The sequence below is a fragment of the Pseudomonas sp. NCHU5216 genome, from assembly GCF_052156495.1.
Lineage (GTDB): Bacteria > Pseudomonadota > Gammaproteobacteria > Pseudomonadales > Pseudomonadaceae > Aquipseudomonas.
In genome coordinates this window covers 43,773-61,769 of record NZ_JBQLIX010000003.1, presented here as the reverse complement: position 1 = coordinate 61,769, position 17,997 = coordinate 43,773, and the positions used below count along the sequence as shown (strand labels likewise).

15 protein-coding genes are annotated in these 17,997 nt (G+C 65.8%); 6 read left to right on the top strand and 9 right to left on the bottom strand.

Annotated features, from left to right (window positions below):
- Window positions 1-64 precede the first annotated feature (64 nt).
- The 7 genes from tssH to tssB all read right to left on the bottom strand — a co-directional run bounded on the left by tssH (window position 65) and on the right by tssB (window position 8,445).
- Complete coding sequence (gene tssH, locus ACSVIK_RS03390; protein ID WP_442442971.1) at window positions 65-2,614, bottom strand: type VI secretion system ATPase TssH; 2,550 nt, start codon at window positions 2,612-2,614, stop codon at window positions 65-67.
- Complete coding sequence (tssG, locus tag ACSVIK_RS03385; protein ID WP_442442970.1) at window positions 2,614-3,633, bottom strand: type VI secretion system baseplate subunit TssG; 1,020 nt, start codon at window positions 3,631-3,633, stop codon at window positions 2,614-2,616. Before tssG ends, tssH begins: the two co-directional genes overlap by 1 nt.
- On the bottom strand, window positions 3,597-5,384 hold the full coding sequence (tssF, locus tag ACSVIK_RS03380) for a type VI secretion system baseplate subunit TssF (RefSeq protein WP_442442969.1): 1,788 nt from the start codon (window positions 5,382-5,384) through the stop codon (window positions 3,597-3,599). Before tssF ends, tssG begins: the two co-directional genes overlap by 37 nt.
- Window positions 5,368-5,793, bottom strand: coding sequence for a type VI secretion system baseplate subunit TssE (tssE, locus tag ACSVIK_RS03375; protein ID WP_442442968.1), 426 nt, complete (start codon window positions 5,791-5,793; stop codon window positions 5,368-5,370). The genes tssF and tssE overlap by 17 nt, the downstream gene beginning before the upstream one ends.
- A gap of 12 nt (window positions 5,794-5,805) precedes the next feature.
- A complete protein-coding gene (locus ACSVIK_RS03370) occupies window positions 5,806-6,303 on the bottom strand; it encodes an Hcp family type VI secretion system effector (RefSeq protein WP_442442967.1) in 498 nt (165 codons plus the stop codon).
- Window positions 6,304-6,385: 82 nt separating this feature from the next.
- Window positions 6,386-7,864: a type VI secretion system contractile sheath large subunit gene (gene tssC / locus ACSVIK_RS03365; protein ID WP_442442966.1), complete on the bottom strand. Its 1,479-nt coding sequence runs from the start codon at window positions 7,862-7,864 to the stop codon at window positions 6,386-6,388.
- Between the two features lie 29 nt (window positions 7,865-7,893).
- Window positions 7,894-8,445 (bottom strand): type VI secretion system contractile sheath small subunit, encoded by a 552-nt coding sequence (gene tssB, locus ACSVIK_RS03360; protein ID WP_442442965.1) that lies wholly within the window; start codon window positions 8,443-8,445, stop codon window positions 7,894-7,896.
- A gap of 206 nt (window positions 8,446-8,651) precedes the next feature.
- On the opposite strand from tssB, the gene ACSVIK_RS03355 reads away from it, so the two are divergent.
- From ACSVIK_RS03355 to ACSVIK_RS03330, 6 genes are all read left to right on the top strand, one after another.
- Complete coding sequence (locus ACSVIK_RS03355) at window positions 8,652-9,125, top strand: type VI secretion protein (protein WP_442442964.1); 474 nt, start codon at window positions 8,652-8,654, stop codon at window positions 9,123-9,125.
- A gap of 89 nt (window positions 9,126-9,214) precedes the next feature.
- Complete coding sequence (tssK, locus tag ACSVIK_RS03350; protein WP_442442963.1) at window positions 9,215-10,540, top strand: type VI secretion system baseplate subunit TssK; 1,326 nt, start codon at window positions 9,215-9,217, stop codon at window positions 10,538-10,540.
- Window positions 10,541-10,566: 26 nt separating this feature from the next.
- Entirely contained in the window at window positions 10,567-11,337 is a 771-nt protein-coding gene (locus tag ACSVIK_RS03345; protein ID WP_442442962.1) for a DotU family type IV/VI secretion system protein, read from the top strand.
- The gene (locus ACSVIK_RS03340; RefSeq protein ID WP_442442961.1) at window positions 11,334-15,146 is read left to right on the top strand and encodes a type VI secretion system protein; all 3,813 of its coding nucleotides are present in this window, start codon (window positions 11,334-11,336) and stop codon (window positions 15,144-15,146) included. The genes ACSVIK_RS03345 and ACSVIK_RS03340 overlap by 4 nt, the downstream gene beginning before the upstream one ends.
- Window positions 15,143-16,204 (top strand): type VI secretion system protein TssA, encoded by a 1,062-nt coding sequence (gene tssA / locus ACSVIK_RS03335; RefSeq protein ID WP_442442960.1) that lies wholly within the window; start codon window positions 15,143-15,145, stop codon window positions 16,202-16,204. The genes ACSVIK_RS03340 and tssA overlap by 4 nt, the downstream gene beginning before the upstream one ends.
- Before the next feature lie 241 nt (window positions 16,205-16,445).
- Window positions 16,446-16,910, top strand: a complete 465-nt coding sequence (locus tag ACSVIK_RS03330; protein ID WP_442442959.1) for a DUF3859 domain-containing protein — start codon at window positions 16,446-16,448, stop codon at window positions 16,908-16,910.
- Here the strand turns inward: ACSVIK_RS03330 and ACSVIK_RS03325 are convergent, their stop codons facing one another.
- Both ACSVIK_RS03325 and ACSVIK_RS03320 read right to left on the bottom strand, forming a co-directional pair.
- The gene (locus ACSVIK_RS03325) at window positions 16,911-17,297 is read right to left on the bottom strand and encodes a diacylglycerol kinase (protein WP_442442958.1); all 387 of its coding nucleotides are present in this window, start codon (window positions 17,295-17,297) and stop codon (window positions 16,911-16,913) included. It lies immediately after the preceding gene.
- On the bottom strand, window positions 17,294-17,995 hold the full coding sequence (locus ACSVIK_RS03320) for a lipopolysaccharide kinase InaA family protein (RefSeq protein WP_442442957.1): 702 nt from the start codon (window positions 17,993-17,995) through the stop codon (window positions 17,294-17,296). Before ACSVIK_RS03320 ends, ACSVIK_RS03325 begins: the two co-directional genes overlap by 4 nt.
- Window positions 17,996-17,997 lie beyond the last annotated feature (2 nt).

Genomic DNA, 17,997 nt, shown 5'->3' with positions numbered 1-17,997 from the left:
TCCCTTTGCTTTCACATCTCTGAATGACGTTTAAGTTATAAGTCGGCAGCGTAAAATAGAACGCTCACTCCAACACCCACTCCGCCAACTTTCCCGTCACCTGCGCCATCAGCACATTCTCGATATCCCGCGCACCCGCCGAGCTGCACTTGGCAAGCACGGCCCTGACGATGGCGGGGTCGAAGTCGAACTGTTTGCCGGTGGCGGCCTTGTAGCGTTCGCGCAGTTTTTCCAGCTTGGCCAGGACGATGCCTTCCAGCGTGGCCTCAAGCAGCGGGCGGTAGGGCACGACAGTCATGCGGGCCAGGAAAGCGGGGCGGAAGGCTTGTAGCAGCACCTTGCGCAGGCGTTCGTTGAAGGCGTCGCTGCCAAGCTGATCGACGGGGGTGTCCAGCACCAGTTCGGCGCCGACGTTGCTGGTGGCGAGCATCACGGTGTTTTTGAAGTCCACCACCAGGCCGGTGCCGTCTTCCATCACGCCTTTGTCGAAGACGTTGTAGAAGGCTTCCAGCACGTCGGGGTGGGCCTTTTCGATTTCGTCCAGCAGCACCACGGAGTAGGGGCGGCGGCGCACGGCTTCGGTGAGCACGCCACCAGTGCCGTAGCCGACGTAGCCGGGCGGGGCGCCCTTGAGCTGGCTGACGGTGTGGGCTTCCTGGTATTCGGAGAGGTTGATGCTGATGAGGTTGCGCTCGCCTCCGTAGAGGGCGTCGGCCAGGGCGTAGGCGGTCTCGGTCTTGCCGACGCCGGTGGGGCCAACCAGCAGGAACACGCCCACCGGCTTGGCCGGGTCGGTCAGGCCGGCGCGGTAGGCCTGGATGCGTTGGGCGATGGTGGCCAGGGATTTGTCCTGGCCCATGACCCGCTGCCCCAGGCGCTGGCCGAGGGTGCGCACGGCGTAGGCTTCGTCGGCAAGCATCTTGCCGATGGGGATGCCGGTCCAGCCGGCAATCACGGCGGCCACGGTGCGTGAGTCCACCTGTTCGGGCACCAGTGGGTCGTCCTGGCGGATGGCGTCGAGGCCGGCCTCCAGGCGCGCCAGTTCGGCGGCCAAATGGTCGATGCGTTCGTCCACGGCCTCGTCGGGCTGCTGGGTATCGGCGCTTTCGCTCAGGGCCAACAGCTCGCGGCGGGCCTCCAGCAGTTCGCGCACGGCTTCGCGTTCTTCGCCCCAGCGGGTTTCCAGTTCACGAATGGCGCTGCGGTTGCTGGTGGATTCCTGTTCCAGGGCGGTGATGCGTTCGCGGTGGTCGAGGCCGGTGGTCTGTTCTCGGCGCAGGCGTTGCAGTTCTTCGCTCACCGCTACTTCGCGGTGGCGCAGGCTTTCCAGCGGTGGCGGTACGTCGTGCTGGCCGAGGGAGACACGGGCGCAGGCGGTGTCGAGCACGCTGATGGCCTTGTCCGGCAACTGGCGGCCGGAGATGTAGCGGTGGGAGAGTTTGACCGCATCCTGAATGGCGCTATCAAGCACCTGCACGCCATGGTGCTGCTCCAGCTTGGCGGCGACGCCGCGCAGCATTTCCACGGCGGTGGCCTCATCGGGCTCTTCCACCTGCACCAGTTGGAAGCGACGGGCCAGGGCCGGATCCTTCTCGAAGTACTTCTTGTATTCCAGCCAGGTGGTGGCGGCGAGGGTACGCAGTTCGCCACGGGCCAGGGCCGGTTTGAGCAGGTTGGCGGCGTCGCTGCCGCCCTCGCTGCCACCGGCGCCGATCAGGGTGTGGGCCTCGTCGATGAACAGGATGATCGGCTGTTCGCTGCTTCGTACCGCATCGATCACGCCTTTGAGGCGCTGCTCGAATTCGCCCTTGACCCCGGCACCGGCCTGCAGCAGGCCGAGATCGAGCACACGGAGGATGACGTTCTGCAAGGGCGGCGGCACATCCCCGGCGGCGATGCGCAGGGCCAGGCCTTCGACCACGGCCGTTTTGCCGACACCGGGCGCGCCCACCAGGATCGGGTTGTTCTGCCGACGACGCAGGAGGATGTCGATGCTCTGGCGGATCTCGCCGTCACGCCCGACTATAGGGTCGATGCGCCCGGCGCGGGCGTCGGCGGTGAGATCCTGGGTGTACTGGTCGAGCACGCTGTCCTGCGAGGCTTCCTGGGCGGGGCGGGCCTTGCCGGCCGGGCCAGGGCCACCGCTGTACTCGCGGGAGGCTTGTGTCCATTCCAGCAGATTGGCGCGCAGGGCTTCGCGGGGGATGCGCAGCAACGAGGAGGCGCTGTTGAGTAGCAGGCTGCGGCGCTCGTCGCGGTCGAGCAGGGCGAGCAGCAGCAGGCCGGAGCGAATGCTCGCCTGGCCCTGCACGCTGGCTTGCACCACGGCGTCTTCCAGCAGGCCGATGGTCTGCGCGGAGAGGGCGGGGGTACGGGTGCTGCCGGCCTTGAACAGCTCCAGGGCGCGGTTGATCTCGGTGGCCACGCTGTCCCGTTCCAGACCGAAGCGCGGCAGCAGGTAGGCGAAATCGCCGCCTTCGATGTCGAGCAGTTCCAGCAGCAGGTGCTCGATCTCCACGTAGTGATGGCTGCGTTGCAGGCAGCGCTGCGCGGCGCGTTCCAGGGCGCGGCGGCTGTCTGCGTTGAGGCGACCGATCAGCCCGGCGAGTTCCATCAGCGCATCTCCTTGTGGCGCAGGCGGGTGTCGATGCGTTGCAGGGTGGTCGCCCCCGCGCGTTGCAGGCCGCCACTCCAGCGCAGGCGCGGCGGTTGTTGGCGATCCAGGCGCAAGGGGTTGCCGGGGCGTACCAGCAGGCGCAGATGGCAGTCGGTATCCGGGCCGAGATAGAGGCTGGCCAGATCCGCCAGGCGCTCATGCTGTTCGCCGCCAGGCAGGTAGGCCGGCGCCTGCTCCGCCGCTAGCGGGCCGAGGGTCAGGCGGATACCGGCGTGCTCGTCCCAGACGCGGGTGCCGGCGACGGCGTTGCGGCCCAGGCCGAGATTGCGCCCGCCGCGCTGCAGGCGGCTGCGGCTGGCCGGTGGAATCTCGCGCCAGGCACCCTGGTAGGCCTCATAGTCCACAGTCACCCCGAACTGATGCCTTACCAGCACGGCGAAGCCGGCCAGGGAACGGCGTGGGCCATGCAGCAGGGCAGTGCGGGTGGTGATGCTGGTGTCCGGCAGGGCCATGCGCCCTTGCAGGCCGCGTGGCAGAAGGCCGCTCAGCGCCAGTAGCAGGTGGCGTGCAGGCGCCTGTTCCGGGCGCTGAAAGCCCAGGGCCAGGCGATGCCGCCCGAGCACCCGGTAGAGCTGGGCGAGCAGGCGGTTGTGGAACAGGTCGAGGAAGTCTGCCGGGGCATGATCCTTGAGGCGGGCGCGCTGTTGCAGCCATTCCTGATAGGCGTAAGGCAACGGGCCATCGGGGCCGCCCAGGCCGAACACGGCGGTGCTCAGGGTGGGTGACTCGCCGGGGCGTTCTTCCAGGCGCGTTACCTGGCTGGCGGCGAACGTTGGCGTCAGTGGGCCGCGCAGGCGCACGGCCTCTGCCTCCGGGCTGCTGCCCTGGCCGAGTGGCGTGGCTTCGGGGCGCTCGCGTTCCAGCAACAACAGGGCCTGGAGGAACTCGAAGGCCTGAGGATTCTGGCGCAGACGCTGGCTCAGAGGTTCAGCGGCTTGCCGGCCTGGGGCTGCCATGTCCGTACCTCCTTGTCGTGATCCACCAGTACCGTGCGCACGAAGCGGTTGGGCGTGGCGTAAAGGGAGAAGAATTGCGCCAGCACGGCGGAAAACAGCACGGCGCTGCTGCCGGCGAAATGCTCCGCATCCAGGCGGATGCGTACTTCCAGGCCATTGCGCCAGCCGCGCCAGGCGTCTTCACCGACCCGCGCCACCACGCGCTCGCAGGTCAGTTCCTGCAGGCCTTCCACCTGGCGCCTTGGCCCGGCTTCGTCACGCAGGTTGTGCAGGTGGAGCATTTCGCGCAGCGCTTCGAGGGCGTCGGGGCCTTCCACCAGCGAGAGGTGGTTGAGGCTCAGTTGCGAGACCAGGCGCCAGCGCGAGGGGCCGGAAAGCCGGGGCAGGCTCTGCACACTGGGTGTGCTCAGCAGGCTGACCAGGGCTACTGGGCCTGGGCGCTCGAAGCCCAGGCGGGTGCCAGCGGGCAGTTGCTCGGCCAGATGCCGGCTGGTGCACAGCAGCTCGGCGGTCAGGCTGTATTCGGGGGCGTCCTGCAGTGGGTCGAACGCGGTGTCCACCAGGCTCAGCAACAGGTCGCTGCCGGGGCGCGTGGGGTTCAGGCCCTGCACACGGCGGGCATGCCAGTACAGGCCTGCGTCGCCATGGTCATGCCCGTAATAGGCCGGTACTCGGCGCACGCCCTGCGGCGTGGCGGCGCGCAGGCTGCGGATGCTGTAGATCTCCACGCTGCTTTCGCGATGGGCATCGGCTACCAGACGGTATTCGCTGCGGCTGCCGTCCGGGCGCAGGGGTTCGGAGGTGCGCGGGAACAGGTTGATCGCCGGGGTGCAGCCCAGGCGCAGTTCGCTGGCCTGCAGGTGCGGTCGGCCCACGGGGGCACGGTCAAAGGCGATCACCAGTTGGCAAATGCGACCGCCTTGCGCCGGTGGCAGCAATGGCAGGTCGAAGAAGGCGAACTTGTCGGGGAATGCGAAGTACTCGGCCAGCAGGCGCAGGCCGGGATGCTGACCATCCTCATCGGGCAGCAGTGCCTGGCCGTCAGCGAAACCCACCGGCGCGGGCATTGCGCTCACTGGCTGCAGCGGCCGGCCGGGAGCACCGCTCCAGAGCCCCAGGCAGTGAGCGGCGAGCAGGTCGTAGAGGATGGCGTTGGTCATCGGCGACGCGGCCAGGTGCACGCGCAGGCTGCGCACCGGCAGTTGCGCCCAGTCGAATTCACCCAGGCATTCCAGGCTCAGGCGCAGGGCAGAGCGGGCCAGCGGGTGGCCGGTGAAGGCCACCGCCGCGTCGCCATCGAGCAGGGTGGCCTCGCGGATGCGCAGCGGCCATAGCTCCACCTGGGCACTGGTGCGCCAGTGCACGCTGGCCTGATCGCGGGTGGTGACGAACAAGGGGGTGTCGCGGGGCAGGCTATAGCCTTCGGCGAGATTGCCCTGGGTCGCGTCCGGCTCGAACTGCACGATGGCGCAGGACGGCAGGGGGCGCAGGGCCAGGGGGTAGAGCTGCTCCAGCAGCGCATCGCTGAACTCGGCGTAGTCGTCGTCGAGGCGCCGGTGCAGCCGTGCAGTGAGCAGGGCGAAGCCTTCCAGCAGGCGTTCGACGTGTGGGTCGGGGCATTCCCCCGGTGCCAGTTCCAGGCGTCTGGCCACCTTGGGATGGCGGCGCGCGAAACCGCTGCCGGCGTGGCGCAGCCAGGTCAGTTCGCGCTGGTAGTAGTCGAGCAGTTCGGCATCAATCGAGTCGCTCATGGCGCACCTCCATGCCGGCTTCGCCAGGTGCCAGCAAAAAGACTGCCGGCCAGCTACCCTGGCCGCTGCGCAGATGGCCAGCCAGACGGATGTTCAGGCGCTGAGGTTGCCCGGGCATGGCCTCGACATCGACCGCGCTGAGCTGCAGGCGCGGCTCGAAGTGCTGCACGGCGGCGCGCACCTCGCGCAGCAGCAAGCGCCGATCATCGGCGCGCAAGGCCTGCAGGGCGGCCCAGTCGGCGATGCCGTAGTCGAGCAGGGTGAGTGCTCGACCGGCAGCGCGTTGCGGGCGACGGGTGTTGAGCAAACGTAGCAACTCCTGGCGGACGGACTCGGCCAATGCCTCGCGGTCGAAGTGCGACGCCTCGTCCTCCTGGGTGCAGAGGCGCTCGAACAGGGGCGCACGCACGTCTGGTTTTCCTTACTTGACGAGTTTGTTGGCGGCCAGATCCCAGGTGGAAGCCGCCGTGCCTTCCTTGGTGCCATCGTCCTTCTGCGCGGTGAGCTCCCACTTGATCTTGGTGAAGTTCAGCGACAGGGTTTCCACCGGCTTGCCACCGGCACCGCCGCTGACGCTGACGTTGGAGAGCACCACGTTGTCGAGGGTGTAGACGATGAAGGGCAGCAGCTTGCCGTCGCTTTCGGAGGCGTTGCGGCCAATGGTGATGGTGGCCTTGGTGATGGGCTTGCCGGCGCAGCAGTATTCGTTGAGCGAGGGGGTGGAGGTGTCGATGAACTTGGTGACGGTGAACTCGCCGATGTGCGGTCTGCCGGAGGTGCGCTCCGAGTTGCTGACGTCGTTGGTGACCTGCATCGCCACGTTGTGGCTGTAGGACATCAGTTCGATCTTGTCGGTGTAGCCCTCGAGCAGGCTGTCGCCTTTGATGTCGTCGCCGAGGTCGAGAATGATGGCATCCATCGCGGATAACTCCTGGGTCTGGAAACGGGGTCAAGCATGATTGGGAGAGGCCCCCGCCGAGCGTGTCGGCGGAGGCGTCGGGTCAAGCGGCTACGGGTGGCGGCAGGCTGGCCACCAGGCGGATCGAGGCGGTCAGCTCTTCCAGTTGGAAGTGCGGGCGCAGGAACACCGTGGCGCGGTAGACGCCCGGCTTGCCGGCGACTTCCGAGACGTCCACGCGGGCTTCGCGCAGCGGGTACTGGGCCTTGATCTCCTGCGGCGCGTTGTCGTTGATCAGCACGTAGTCCGAGATCCAGTTGTTGAGGTAGGTCTGCACGTTGTCGCGGGTCATGAAGCTGCCCACCTTGTCGCGCATGATCACCTTGAGGTAATGGGCGAAGCGCGAAGCCGCCAGCACGTAGGGCAGCATGGCCGAGATGCGCGCGTTGGCGTTGGCTTCGTTGGTGTTGTAGAGCTTGGCCTTGTTGGTGGTCTGGCCGCCGAAGAACACGGCCATGTCGGTGTTCTTCTTGTGGCACAGGGAGATGAAGCCGAGGTCGTTGAGCTCCTTCTCGCGGCGGTCAGTGATTGCCACCTCGGTCGGACACTTCAGCGACAGGTCGCCGGACAGGGTGCGGAAGGTGTGCGCCGGCAGGCCTTCCACCGCGCCACCGCCTTCGGCACCACGGATCGCCGCGCACCAGCCGTATTTGGCGAAGGCCGTGGTGATGCGAATGGCCATCAACCAGGCGGCGTTGCCCCAGAGGTACTTGGAGTGGTCGGTGCCGTTGACGTCTTCGACGTAGCCAATGCCTTCCACCGGCTTGGTGTCCGGGCCGTAGGGCAGGCGCAGGAGGAAGTTCGGCAACACCAGGGAGACGTAGCGCGAGTCTTCACTCTCGCGGAAGCTGCGCCACTTGATCAGCTCCAGGCTCTCGAAGATCTTGCTCAGGTCGCGCGGCACGGCCAGCTCGGTAAAGCTGTTCATGTCAAACAGTTTGGGGCTGGCGGCAGCGATGAAGGGGGCGTGGGCCGCGGCGGCGACGTTGGAGAGTTTCTCCAGCAGGGCGACGTCCTGCGGGTGACGGCCGAAGTTGTAGTCGCCCACCAGCAGGCTGAAGGGATGGCCGCCGAAGGTGCCGTATTCCTCTTCGTAGATCTTCTTGAACAGCGCGCTCTGGTCGAATTCGACGGCTTTTTCCAGGTCGGTCTGCAGCTCCTTCTGGGTGACGTTGAGCAGGCGCAGCTTCAGGCGGGTGCTGGTCTCGGTCTGGTCCACCAGCATGTGCAGGCCGCGCCAGGAGGCTTCCAGCTTCTGCAGGTCGGGGTGGTGGAGCACCTCGTTGAGCTGGTCGCTGATCAGTTTGTCGATCTGGCTGATGCGGTCGTTGATCATGGCCACGGTGTCCTTGTCGATGGCCATGCCTTCGTCGAGCACCTGGGTGGCGAATTCCGCGAGCATGTCGCGGGCGTAGTCCTGCTGGCTCTCGTCATGGGCCATGCGGCCTTCGGCGATGATGCGGTCGAGCAGGGTCAGGGTCTGGGTCGTGCTCTCGCTGGATGCACCGGCTTCTGTTGCCATTTCGCTATCTCCGGAAAGTCAGAAAAGGGTCAGGCCTGGGGTTCGGCCGGTGCTTCGTCGTCATCGGCGGCTGCGGCTGGCGCTTCGTCTTCGGGGCGCGCCGACTTGATCTCCTGCAGCCCTTCGGTGTTGCTCACCACCTCTTGCAGCAACTGGTCGAGATCGTCGTTGCCGTCCAGTTTGGTGAGCAGGTCGCGCAGGCGCTGGCGGGCTTCGTAGAGGCGGCGCAGCGGGGTGATCTGCTTGACGATGTTGACCGGGTCGAAGTCGTCGAAGTGACGGAAGCGCAGCTCGACGTTGAGCTTGCTGCCGTCGCCGCTGATGGTGTTTTCCACCTGCAAGGTGCTGCGCGGTTCGATGGAGGCCAGCACCTCGTTGAAGTTGTCACGGTCGATTTCCGTGAAGCGGCGCTCCAGCAGCTTGGGCAGGGGTGTTTCCGGCTTGCCGGAAAGGTCGGCGAGGATGCCGACCACGAGGGGCAGTTCCTTCTTCTCGATGGCGTTGCCGATCTCGACGTCGTAGGTGATCTGAACGCGGGGCGGGCGGATGCGATCCAGTTTGTGTTGCGTACTTTCGGCCATGTCGGTTGAGCTCCGGGACGTTACCTGGAGCGCATGCAGCGGACGGATTCCGTGCTCGCACTCCCTTGCTGGATCACGGCTGGACAGTCTAACCGGGTGGCAACCCTGTCCCTGGCGATCCTTTCAGGTTCATCTGCACGACGAACTTTCATAGACGCTAGAACAGGTCTATAAATTTGCAAATGCAAAATCAACGGTGGACTTTCATGACACAGGGACGTTCGATCCTGCGCTGCATTTCTCTCTTTGCGGTCATGAGCCTGACGCTGATCGGCTGCTCTTTTTTCAGTAGCGAGAAGATCAAGCTCGACAGTCTGGTGCTGGACGTGGCCGAAGGCGCCAACGACGACACACCCATCGCCGTGGACTTCGTGCTGGTTACCGATGCCGACCTGTTCAAGCTGCTCTCCGGGGTCAACGCCCGGCAATGGTTCAGCGAGCGCGAGCAGTACCGACGAGACTACCGCCAGCAGTTTTCAATCTGGAGCCAGGAGCTGGTGCCGGGGCAATTTCGCGAGGTGCGCGACTTCCCTTTCTCTGGGCAGGAGGCGGCTGGACTTTTGGTATTCGCCGGCTATAACACTCCAGGCGCGCATCGTTTGCGCCTGAACGAGCCAGGCCGAGTGTGGCTGCGTTTCGATAGCAGGGAAATGCGTCTTCTGAGCGAACGAAGCCGTTAACAGGCCGTTGAAAAACGTAGGTAGTTTTTCAACAGCCTGTTTAGAACACCTGCAATGCCAGACCAACAGCGGATGTCGAGGGGAGCGGTATGAAGGTTTTGCCGGACGCAGTCTGCTGGCACGAGGGCATGCAGTTGCTGCCGCAACATTTCCAGTTGCAGGCGCTGCGCGCCGAGGTATTGGCGGCTCATTTCGCCCAGGCGGGCAACCCCTGGTTCTGGGGAGTGAACCAACTGGAAATCGACCCTGCCGCGCTCAGTGCCGGCCTGGTACGCATCCAGGCCCTGGAAGCGATATTGCCCGATGGCCTGCCGGTGAGCCTGCAGCCTGGCAGTGGCACCACCCTGGAGCTGGATGTCGGCCCTGCCGCTGCAGCGGCAGCCAATGCCCAGGTGACCGTTTACCTCGCAGTCAACCCACTGGGCCGCAGCGGCCAGGTGTTGCCGCTACAGGGGCGCCTGCAATCGGTGGTGGGCGATGCGGTGCCGGATCTGGCCAGTGGCGAATACCCCGAACCCATACTGGTCTGGCGGCCGCACCTGCGCCTGGTGACCGAGAGCGAACGGGTCGATTCGGTGTGCCTGCCACTGTTGCGCGTGGCCAAGGAGGCCGGCGGTTTCGTCCGCCAGCCATACGCCCCACCTGCGCCCCAGGTGCTGCCGCAATCCTTGCTCGGGCAGGCGGTCGCGGAGCTGTGCGCCCGTGGCCGTGAAAAGTGCCAGTTTCTCGCCGGCCGTTTGCGCCAGGCCGAACAGGCCGGTAACGCCGATGACATCGAGGAGCTGCGGCGGCAACTGTCCGCGCTCTGGGCGCGGCTGCCCGAGGTGGAGGCCGCGCTGAATTCGCGCGTGGCCAGCCCGCAGACGCTGCATGGCTTGCTCGCCGGCATGGCCGGTACCTGGTGCGCGCTCGACGCGGCCAGTGGCGTTCCTCCCTTCGCCCCCTTGGATTATCTGGAACTCAAGCGCGGTTTCGACGAGGTCATCCAGTGGCTGCACCAGGCACTGGACAAGGTACGGGTGGGCTATCGCTGCCTGCCGTTCGAGGCCATCGCCCAAGGTTTCGCCATTCGCTTGCCCGATGCTCAGGCGCGTCGGCAGCGCCTGGTGGTCGGCCTGCGCATGCCCGCTGGCACTGGCCAGCAGGATGCGCAGGACTGGTTGAGCCATGCCGTGATCGCCTCCGAACCCCATGTCACCACCCTCAGTCGGCAACGCATGAACGGCCTGGCTTATCAGCCGATGAGCCGCAGCGAGCAAGTGGCCTATGGCCTGGGTGACGACACTCACCTGTTCGTGATCCAGGCCGCCGGTGAGTGGTTCGACCCTGAATTGCCGTTGTGCCTGGTGGGCTCCGCTCAGGCTGTGCAGGTCAGCCCCTGGCAGGTGGTGCTGTTCACCACCAACCCCGATTGAGTCTCTCCCCAGCCAAGGATGCGTAGATGTCTGCCAGGCCTATCAAGCTGTATTCCCCCGCATTCGGCGATGCGCCGTTGAGCCTGGCCTTCCGCCAGGCCTGGCTGGCCTGGTGCGACGCCCGGGAGGCCTTGACGGAAAGCACCCTGGGCGACGGCCAATTGGTCGAGCGTATGGCGGAACTCGCGACGCGCACGGTGCGCCACCTGTGGCGCGATGCCTTCGCCAGCGTCGGCGCCTCTTCGCCGGATCAGGTCAAGGCCATGGTCTATGCCTTCGTCGCCTTGCTCGACGAACGCTTGCTGTTCGACGACTGGCAAGGCCGCATCGCCTGGCAGGCACGCCCGCTGGAGGCGCGCCTGTATGGATCACGCAGTGCAGGGGAGCGCGTGCCCAGGGCCATCGATCGACTGCTCAAGCTGCGTGCCCCAGCCACCCGCGACCTGGCCAACGTCTACCTGCAATGCCTGATGCTGGGATTCTATGGCGCCTTGCGCAGCGAACGCGGGCGCGCCACCCATGCACGCTGGCTGCAGGCGCTGTTCACCTTCGCCTGGCAGCGCGAGCCGAGCATGAGCGGCGTCAGCGCCAGCCTGGCGCGGCCGACGCGCACGCCGCCGCTGCGCCTGCCGTTACGCCGCGCCCTGCCGGATGGGCTGCGCCTGACGCTGGCCATTGCCGGCATGGCACTGTTGCTGACCGCTGCCGGGCATCTGATGTGGCGCGACATCCGCGCGGAACTGGAGCCGGCGTTGTTCCTGTTCAATGCGCAACAGGCCGAGAGCAGCACGCAATGAGCACTTTGACCATAGCGCTGTACGTACTCGGCGCCTTGCTCCTGCTGGCACTGCTGGGCGTGGCGTTCTGGTGGTTGCGCACGCAATCGGGCACGGCCATCCGCAGCTTCTATGCCGCCGTGCGCAAGATGGAGCACGATCAGGGCATCGAGTCGCGCTACCAGACGCCCTGGCTGATGCTGCTGGGTGACCCCCGCGAGGGCAGCCAGCTCTGTGCCGATTGGCAGTTGACCCCGGTCGGGCGTGCGTCCTGGTTCGGCCGCTGGTGGGCCGACCCGGACGGCGCCGTGCTGGTAGTGCCGCAGGCCCTGTTCCTGCCACAGGACAACGGCACGGCACCGACTTTCGTGTGGCGCCGGCTGCTGGGCATTCTGCAGCGTCTGCGTGGCCAACGGCCACTGGATGGCCTGGTGTGGGTGATCCCGCTGGCACAATTGCAGAACGAGGAGCTGCGTGCGGTGGACGTGCTGGTGATGCGCCGGCGCTTCGCCGAGTTGCTGCAACGCCTGGGCCTGAGCCTGCCGGTGCATGTGCTGGTCAGTGGCCTGGAGGCGCTGCCCGGTTTTCAGGAGCTGCTGGCGGTGCTGCCGGAGGAAAGCCGTGAGCAGATGCTGGGCTGGTCATCGCCGTACAGCCTCGACGCCAGTTGGCAGAGCTACTGGCTCGACGATGCCGGCGATCAACTGATCCAGGCCGTGCAGGCCGCCATCATGGAAGCGGCCGCCCTGAAGGGAGAGTTGGCCGAGGAGCTGTATCGCCTGCCGGATCAACTGGCGTCGCTCAAGGACGATCTGCGCCTGTTGCTGGAGCCGGTTTTTCAGGGCAATGCCCAGGGCGAGGCACCACGGCTGCGCGGTATCTACCTCACCGCTGCCCAGGCCAGCGCTACACAGGACGATGCCTTGAGCAGCGATGAGCGCGTGCCAGCACAGGGGGTATTCACCCAGCAGCTCTGGCAGCGCCGCCTGCTGGCCGAGCAGGGCCTCGCCCAGGCCGTGCCGCGTATCCTCAATCTGCGCCGACGCTGGCAGAAGACGGTGGCCGGCATTGCCGGCGTCATCGGCCTTTGCTGGGCCGTGGCGATGCTCTGGATCTGGCAGCAAGGCGTGACCGATGCGCGCGTGCTGAGCCGTCTGCTGCAGGAAACCCATGGCAATCATCAGAGCATGAGCCAGACCTCGCCGGAGCGTAACCCAGCCTATGCTCGGCAGAACGTCCAGGGGTTCTGGAACCTGCTGCAGCAGGCGCCACGCTGGCATTATGCGTCGCTGGTCTACCCTACCTCCTGGGGCACGGCACTGGACGATCAGCTCGATCTGCTGCTTAGGAACATGGCACAGCGGGCAGTGGTTGCGCCGTTGCGCCAACTGCAGTTCGATGACCTGGCCAGACTCCAGGCGATCCGTATCAGCGAACGTCGCACCGACGTGCAGGGCGCCGTACCCGATCAATGGCCGAGTTACGTCAAGGCGCGCAGCCTGGCCGAGGGGGTGATCAACCTGGAACGGCAGAACAAGCTGCTCAGGGAGCTGCTGTCAGGCCAGCAGGGCGTGGTGGAGCCGATGGCGCAACTGGGCAACGACGCGCTGGGGCTGAACCTGGATCCCACCAGCCTGAACAAACGCGCCTTCTATGACAGAACCCTGCGCGGCCTGGGCGTGCCGCGCCTGTCGCCGCCCGACCTGGAGGCCCAGCGCAAGGCTCTGGCCAACCAGTTCCAGACGCTGATGACGTTCTGGCTCACCCAGTACTTTCTCGCCGACAACTTCGTGCGGCCAGCCGGCTACCTCAAACGCTACCTGAACGACATGGAGTACGGCCGCGATGTGTCCTTGCAGCGCCTCGAGGAAATCAATGCCTACATCGGCCACCTCGAGGATCTGATCATCCTCACCAACTCCGCCTGGAGTCACGGCAGCAACGAGGATCTGACCCCGGGCTATCGCGACCTGATGAACAGCGTCCAGCAAAGCAGCGTATTCGGCCCGGCCGTGGTCAGCGCCCTGGACGACGAGGCCAAGCAGCTACGCCAGGATTTCCAGACGCAATGGATAGCCGGCAGCGCCAGCCAGGGCAGCCTGCTGCAACGCCAGGCGGGCGGCAGCCTGATGCTGCAGGAGCCGATCAGCAAGCTGTCGCGCAGCATCGATGACCTGCTCAAGCGCGATTTCGCCGTCGTCGCCCTGCGCGACCCCGATGCGCTGCTCAGGCAGCGTGCGTCGAGCCTGCCCAGCGAACAACGCATGGCCCAGGCCCTGGCCTATCAGCAAAGCTATCGCGACTACGTGGATCAGGAACTGCCGCAGATCGCCCCCGACTATCGCACCGGCATGCTCAAGGTGGCCGGCGACACGGCAGCGCTGGCCATGTGGTCGGCGCTCTATCCTTCGGCGCGCCCCTCTGCCACGAACACGGCGTACAGCAGCGCTTTCGGCGAGCAGGCAAGCCAGGTGATCCAGGGCTTCAAAGAGCTGGGCCGTGGCGATCTGGCCGGTACGCTGCAAACGCAACTGACCTTGCAGGCCATGGCCAATGTCGACAAGGCGCTGGAGGTCATCGATGCGCTGGCGTTGTTCACCCAGCGCTACGATATTGCCGACTGGAATGGCGACCCCAACCTCGGGCTGCTGCTCTATCGCTCCAGTGACGTGCAGGATCTCAAGACCTTCCTGGCCGGGCAGTTCACGACGGTCAGCACCAGCAGTGAGGCCGTCTTGCCCGAATTGAACTGGCTGCGTGCCCAGCCTGATTTGCCTCTGACCATGCAGAGCAAGGTGGCCCGGCTCAGCTCGATGCATGATGAAGTGCTCAAGTACAAGGCGCAGAACCCCACCAGCGCACCGGCGCTGTTCGAGCAACTGGTCACCCGCGACCTGGTGGAGATGAACCTGGCCAACTGTGCCCAGGTATTGACCACTGCCACCTTGCCCCAGGGCGCTGGTGACCTGGCGCAATACACCCGCTCCTTGAGCGATCAGGCCTACCGCCGTTGCCATCAGCTGCAGGTGCAGGATGCCGCCGAAGCCTGGCGGGCACTGGCCGATTATTTCAATCAGTACCTGGCCGGGCGCTTTCCCTTCTCCTACAACCTCGACAGCGCCGACGCCGATCCGGCACGGGTACGGCATCTGCTGGAGCTGATCGACACCCACCTGCAAACGGCCGAGAAGGGCCTGAGCCTGGCCAGCCCGGGTAACCGCCTGGCCGCCGAAGACTTCCTGACGCGGCTGAAACAGGCCCGTGTCTGGCTGGGCCCCTTGCTGATACGCGACCAGGCCGGCGCGCTGGGCATCGAACTGGACGTGCGTTGGCGCACGGATCGACAGCACGAACAGGGCGCCGATCAGGTGATCACCTGGTCGTTGCACAGTGGCAACCAGCAGATCGCTCACCCAGGTGAGGCCGGGCAGCGCCTGCGCTGGAACCTGGGCGAGCCGCTGCAACTGGTGCTGCGCTGGGCGCGTGGCAGCCAGCAGCGCCCGGTCAGCGACCCCATGCAGCCGAGCATGGCCGTCAACGAGCTGGAGGCCGGCTGGGAGTATCGCGGCCCCTGGGCCTTGCTGCGCCTGCTGCGTACCCATGTCATGCCGCCACTGCTGCCCAACGTCGACTACACCGACTTCCCCCTGACCCTGCAGGTGCCGGTGCATGGCACCTGGGATGCCACGCCGCAGGCGCAGATGTTCATGCGTGTGTCCATGCTCAGCCAGGGCAGCAAGCTGCCGCTGGCCATTCCCCCGCTGCCGGTGAGCGCGCCCGGCATGCCCTTTGGCGAGCCCGTCATGGCCAACAACGAGCCGTTGCAATGAACACCATCGATATCACTCAATTGCTGGAGCCGATCCCCGGGGACGCCCCCTGCGGGCCTAGCCTGCGCCACGACCCGGCCTGGGATCGCCTGAAAGAGCTGCGCCGCGAAGACGATGCCAGCCTGCCCGCGGGCGTTTGGCAGGCCGAGCTCAAACGGGGTGACTGGGCGGCGCTGGAGTATCTGGCCGGCGAGCTGCTGCGCGAGCGCAGCAAGGATCTGATGATCGCGGCCTGGCTGGGTGAAGCCTGGCTGCATCGCCATGGCCTGCATGGCATCGCGCCCGCGCTGCAGCTTCTCGTCGAGTTGTGCGAGCGCTACCCAGATGAGCTGCACCCGCAGCCGGAGGAGGGGGATCGCTCCTGGCGCGTGCCCCCGCTGGAATGGATGGTGCGCCGTTACAGCCAACTGCTCCTGACCCAGGTGGCGGTATTCGCTGGGGACAACGAGGAGGTGGCGCAGCTTACCCTGCACCAATGGAAGTCTCTGCAGGCGCGTCAGGTTCAGGCCAGCGACAGCAAGCAGGACAAGGTCGCGGCGGAAAGCGCCAGGCTGGAACAGCGCAAGTACCTGGAGGCCATACGCCAGCTACCGGGCGAGCCGTTGCGCGCCAGGTTGCAGGTGCTCGATGACGGCCTCGTCGCGCTGCAACGTTTCGAGGCCTGGAGCGATGCCTGGCTCGGCGAGCAGGCGCCCAGCTTCGCGCCCTTGCGTCAGGTGCTCGAAGACATTCGTCATCTCGTGCAGGAGTTCGCCCCGATGAGCAGCGATACACCGCCCATCTCGCCCGCGCCGGTCGATGCCGCCCCGGCTGGTGCGTCTGAGCAGGCCGCAGCGACTTTGCCCGGCGCCGCGCCGGGCAGCCGCGAAGAGGCCTACCGACAATTGAGCCTGATCGCCGATTACCTGGCCCGCAGCGAACCGCACAGCCCGGTGCCCTACGTTATCCGTCGGGTGGTGGAATGGGGGCAGCAACCCTTGAGCGAGTTGCTGGAGGAACTGCTCAGCAGCGATGCCGAATCACGGCGTGTTTGGAAGTTGCTGGGGGTGTTGAAGTAAGGCACCGTCAGCGGCGCCATGCTGTTCGTTGACACTGGACTGGCAAGGTTGTGTGTTGGATTGCTGGTTGTTCGGGAGTCTGTTCCGGATTGCCGCGTTTTTGCTGATATTTTCAATTCCCTTGGCACTGTCCTTCAAACCGTACGATGTAGTCTTGCAAGCAAGGGTAGCAAGAGCAATATGTCATCAACCTGTCATTCATACGTCATAGGCTCGCGCTCATCTCAACGAGGAGCGCGTCATGCAGCATATTTCCAAGGTTTTGCTTGCCGGTCTGTTTGCTTTCACCGGCCTGGTTCAGGCGGACGTACGGGTCGAAGGGCCGGTGGAGTACGGCATCTTCACCTCCGATTATCAGGACTTCCAACCCGGTGAGCGCGTGCTCACGCGTAGCAATCAGGATATTCAGGTCACCGACCGGATTCCCGCCAAGCTCGGCACCAAGTTCGGCATGCGCTACAGCCTGGCTGGCAAGCACGAGGGCGATACGCCGCTGACGCTGCTGTATCTCACCCCTGGCGTGGTCACCCCGGACGGCCAGCGCCACGACAAGTTCGAGGTGGTGCAGAAGCTGGTGCCCGGCGCGCCGCAGGACGTGATGGCTTTCGAGTTCACTGAGCACCATGAAGTGGTGCCCGGCGAGTGGCACTTCATCGTCTATCAGGGTGATCGCAAGCTGGCCGAACAGCGCTTCGAGGTGCGCTGATCAGAGCAGGATGATCGCCCAGGTCAGGGCGATCATCAGCAGCGCGACCATCTGCGCCGCGCTGCCCATGTCCTTGGCCTGCTTGGACAGTGGGTGCAGGCTCAGGGAGATGCGATCGACCACCGCCTCGATGGCGGAATTGAGCAGCTCCACCACCAGCGCCAGCATGGGCACCAGGATCAGCAGCGCCCGTTCGGCGCGGCTCACATCCACCAGACAGGCCAGCGGCAGCAACAGCAGGTTCAGCCAGACCAGTTGGCGAAATGCCGCCTCACCCGTGTATGCCGCGCGCAGACCCGCCAGCGAATAGCCGCTGGCATCGAGAATACGGCGCAGGCCTCGGCGCCCCTTGAGGTCAAGGGCATCCAGTTGCGGGCTGGGATTCACGGCTGCAGTACTCCCCAGGGGTTGTGCAGGGCATGCTGGTAAGCCTGGCGCAGGTAGGTGATGGCGCTTTCCGGGATGGCGCCGCGATGCCGCTGCAATTGCCCAAGATCGCGCTGAGCCTGACGTAGTGACCAGCGTCGTCGGCTCTTCTCCAGATCGAGCAGGGCCACATCCACGTCGCCGTCGCTGCGTGCCTTGACGAACAGGTGCTTGGGGTAGCAGCAGCCGTGCTGCCAACCGCCGAGGTGCAGGCGCGCCAGGGTGACGGCCAGCTGTTGCAGCACGGCATGCTCGAGCGCCTGCGCATGAGGCTGGGCATACCAGTCTTCGAGGCTGACGAAGCCGCTCAGCGCTTCGGTGACCAACAGGGCTTGCCATTGACCGGCCTGCTTGCGTGCCGCGCAGTAGACGATATTGGGTGTGCGGATGCCGAGCCGGGCGAAGGCGCGGTAGGCCTGCAGCTCGCGCAGGATGGTCGGCCGCCCGAACGGATGGCGTGGCGAACGATGCAGGTGGCCAGTCTGGCGCTTGCAGTAGAGGGGCGGGCGGCTGCTGTCCCAGGCTTGCAGCAGGCGCACGCCACTTTCCCCGCCACGACGTTGGTTGGCTTCTTCGACCCATTCACCCGGGCTGTGCCACCAGCGCTCGAATTCGCTGGCGGGCAGGGCGACCAAGGCTTTTTCGCTGAGGATGCCCATGT

What these genes read in the sequence shown, in the direction of transcription:
- tssB (WP_442442965.1), bottom strand. Translation starts at nt 8,445, where the DNA reads ATGGCCGAAAGTACGCAACACAAACTGGATCGCATCCGCCCGCCCCGC.
- ACSVIK_RS03370 (WP_442442967.1), bottom strand. Translation starts at nt 6,303, where the DNA reads ATGGATGCCATCATTCTCGACCTCGGCGACGACATCAAAGGCGACAGC.
- ACSVIK_RS03355 (WP_442442964.1), top strand. Translation starts at nt 8,652, where the DNA reads ATGACACAGGGACGTTCGATCCTGCGCTGCATTTCTCTCTTTGCGGTC.
- tssF (WP_442442969.1), bottom strand. Translation starts at nt 5,384, where the DNA reads ATGAGCGACTCGATTGATGCCGAACTGCTCGACTACTACCAGCGCGAA.
- tssK (WP_442442963.1), top strand. Translation starts at nt 9,215, where the DNA reads ATGAAGGTTTTGCCGGACGCAGTCTGCTGGCACGAGGGCATGCAGTTG.
- tssG (WP_442442970.1), bottom strand. Translation starts at nt 3,633, where the DNA reads ATGGCAGCCCCAGGCCGGCAAGCCGCTGAACCTCTGAGCCAGCGTCTG.
- ACSVIK_RS03330 (WP_442442959.1), top strand. Translation starts at nt 16,446, where the DNA reads ATGCAGCATATTTCCAAGGTTTTGCTTGCCGGTCTGTTTGCTTTCACC.
- tssH (WP_442442971.1), bottom strand. Translation starts at nt 2,614, where the DNA reads ATGGAACTCGCCGGGCTGATCGGTCGCCTCAACGCAGACAGCCGCCGC.
- ACSVIK_RS03340 (WP_442442961.1), top strand. Translation starts at nt 11,334, where the DNA reads ATGAGCACTTTGACCATAGCGCTGTACGTACTCGGCGCCTTGCTCCTG.
- ACSVIK_RS03320 (WP_442442957.1), bottom strand. Translation starts at nt 17,995, where the DNA reads ATGGGCATCCTCAGCGAAAAAGCCTTGGTCGCCCTGCCCGCCAGCGAA.
- ACSVIK_RS03345 (WP_442442962.1), top strand. Translation starts at nt 10,567, where the DNA reads ATGTCTGCCAGGCCTATCAAGCTGTATTCCCCCGCATTCGGCGATGCG.
- tssA (WP_442442960.1), top strand. Translation starts at nt 15,143, where the DNA reads ATGAACACCATCGATATCACTCAATTGCTGGAGCCGATCCCCGGGGAC.
- tssC (WP_442442966.1), bottom strand. Translation starts at nt 7,864, where the DNA reads ATGGCAACAGAAGCCGGTGCATCCAGCGAGAGCACGACCCAGACCCTG.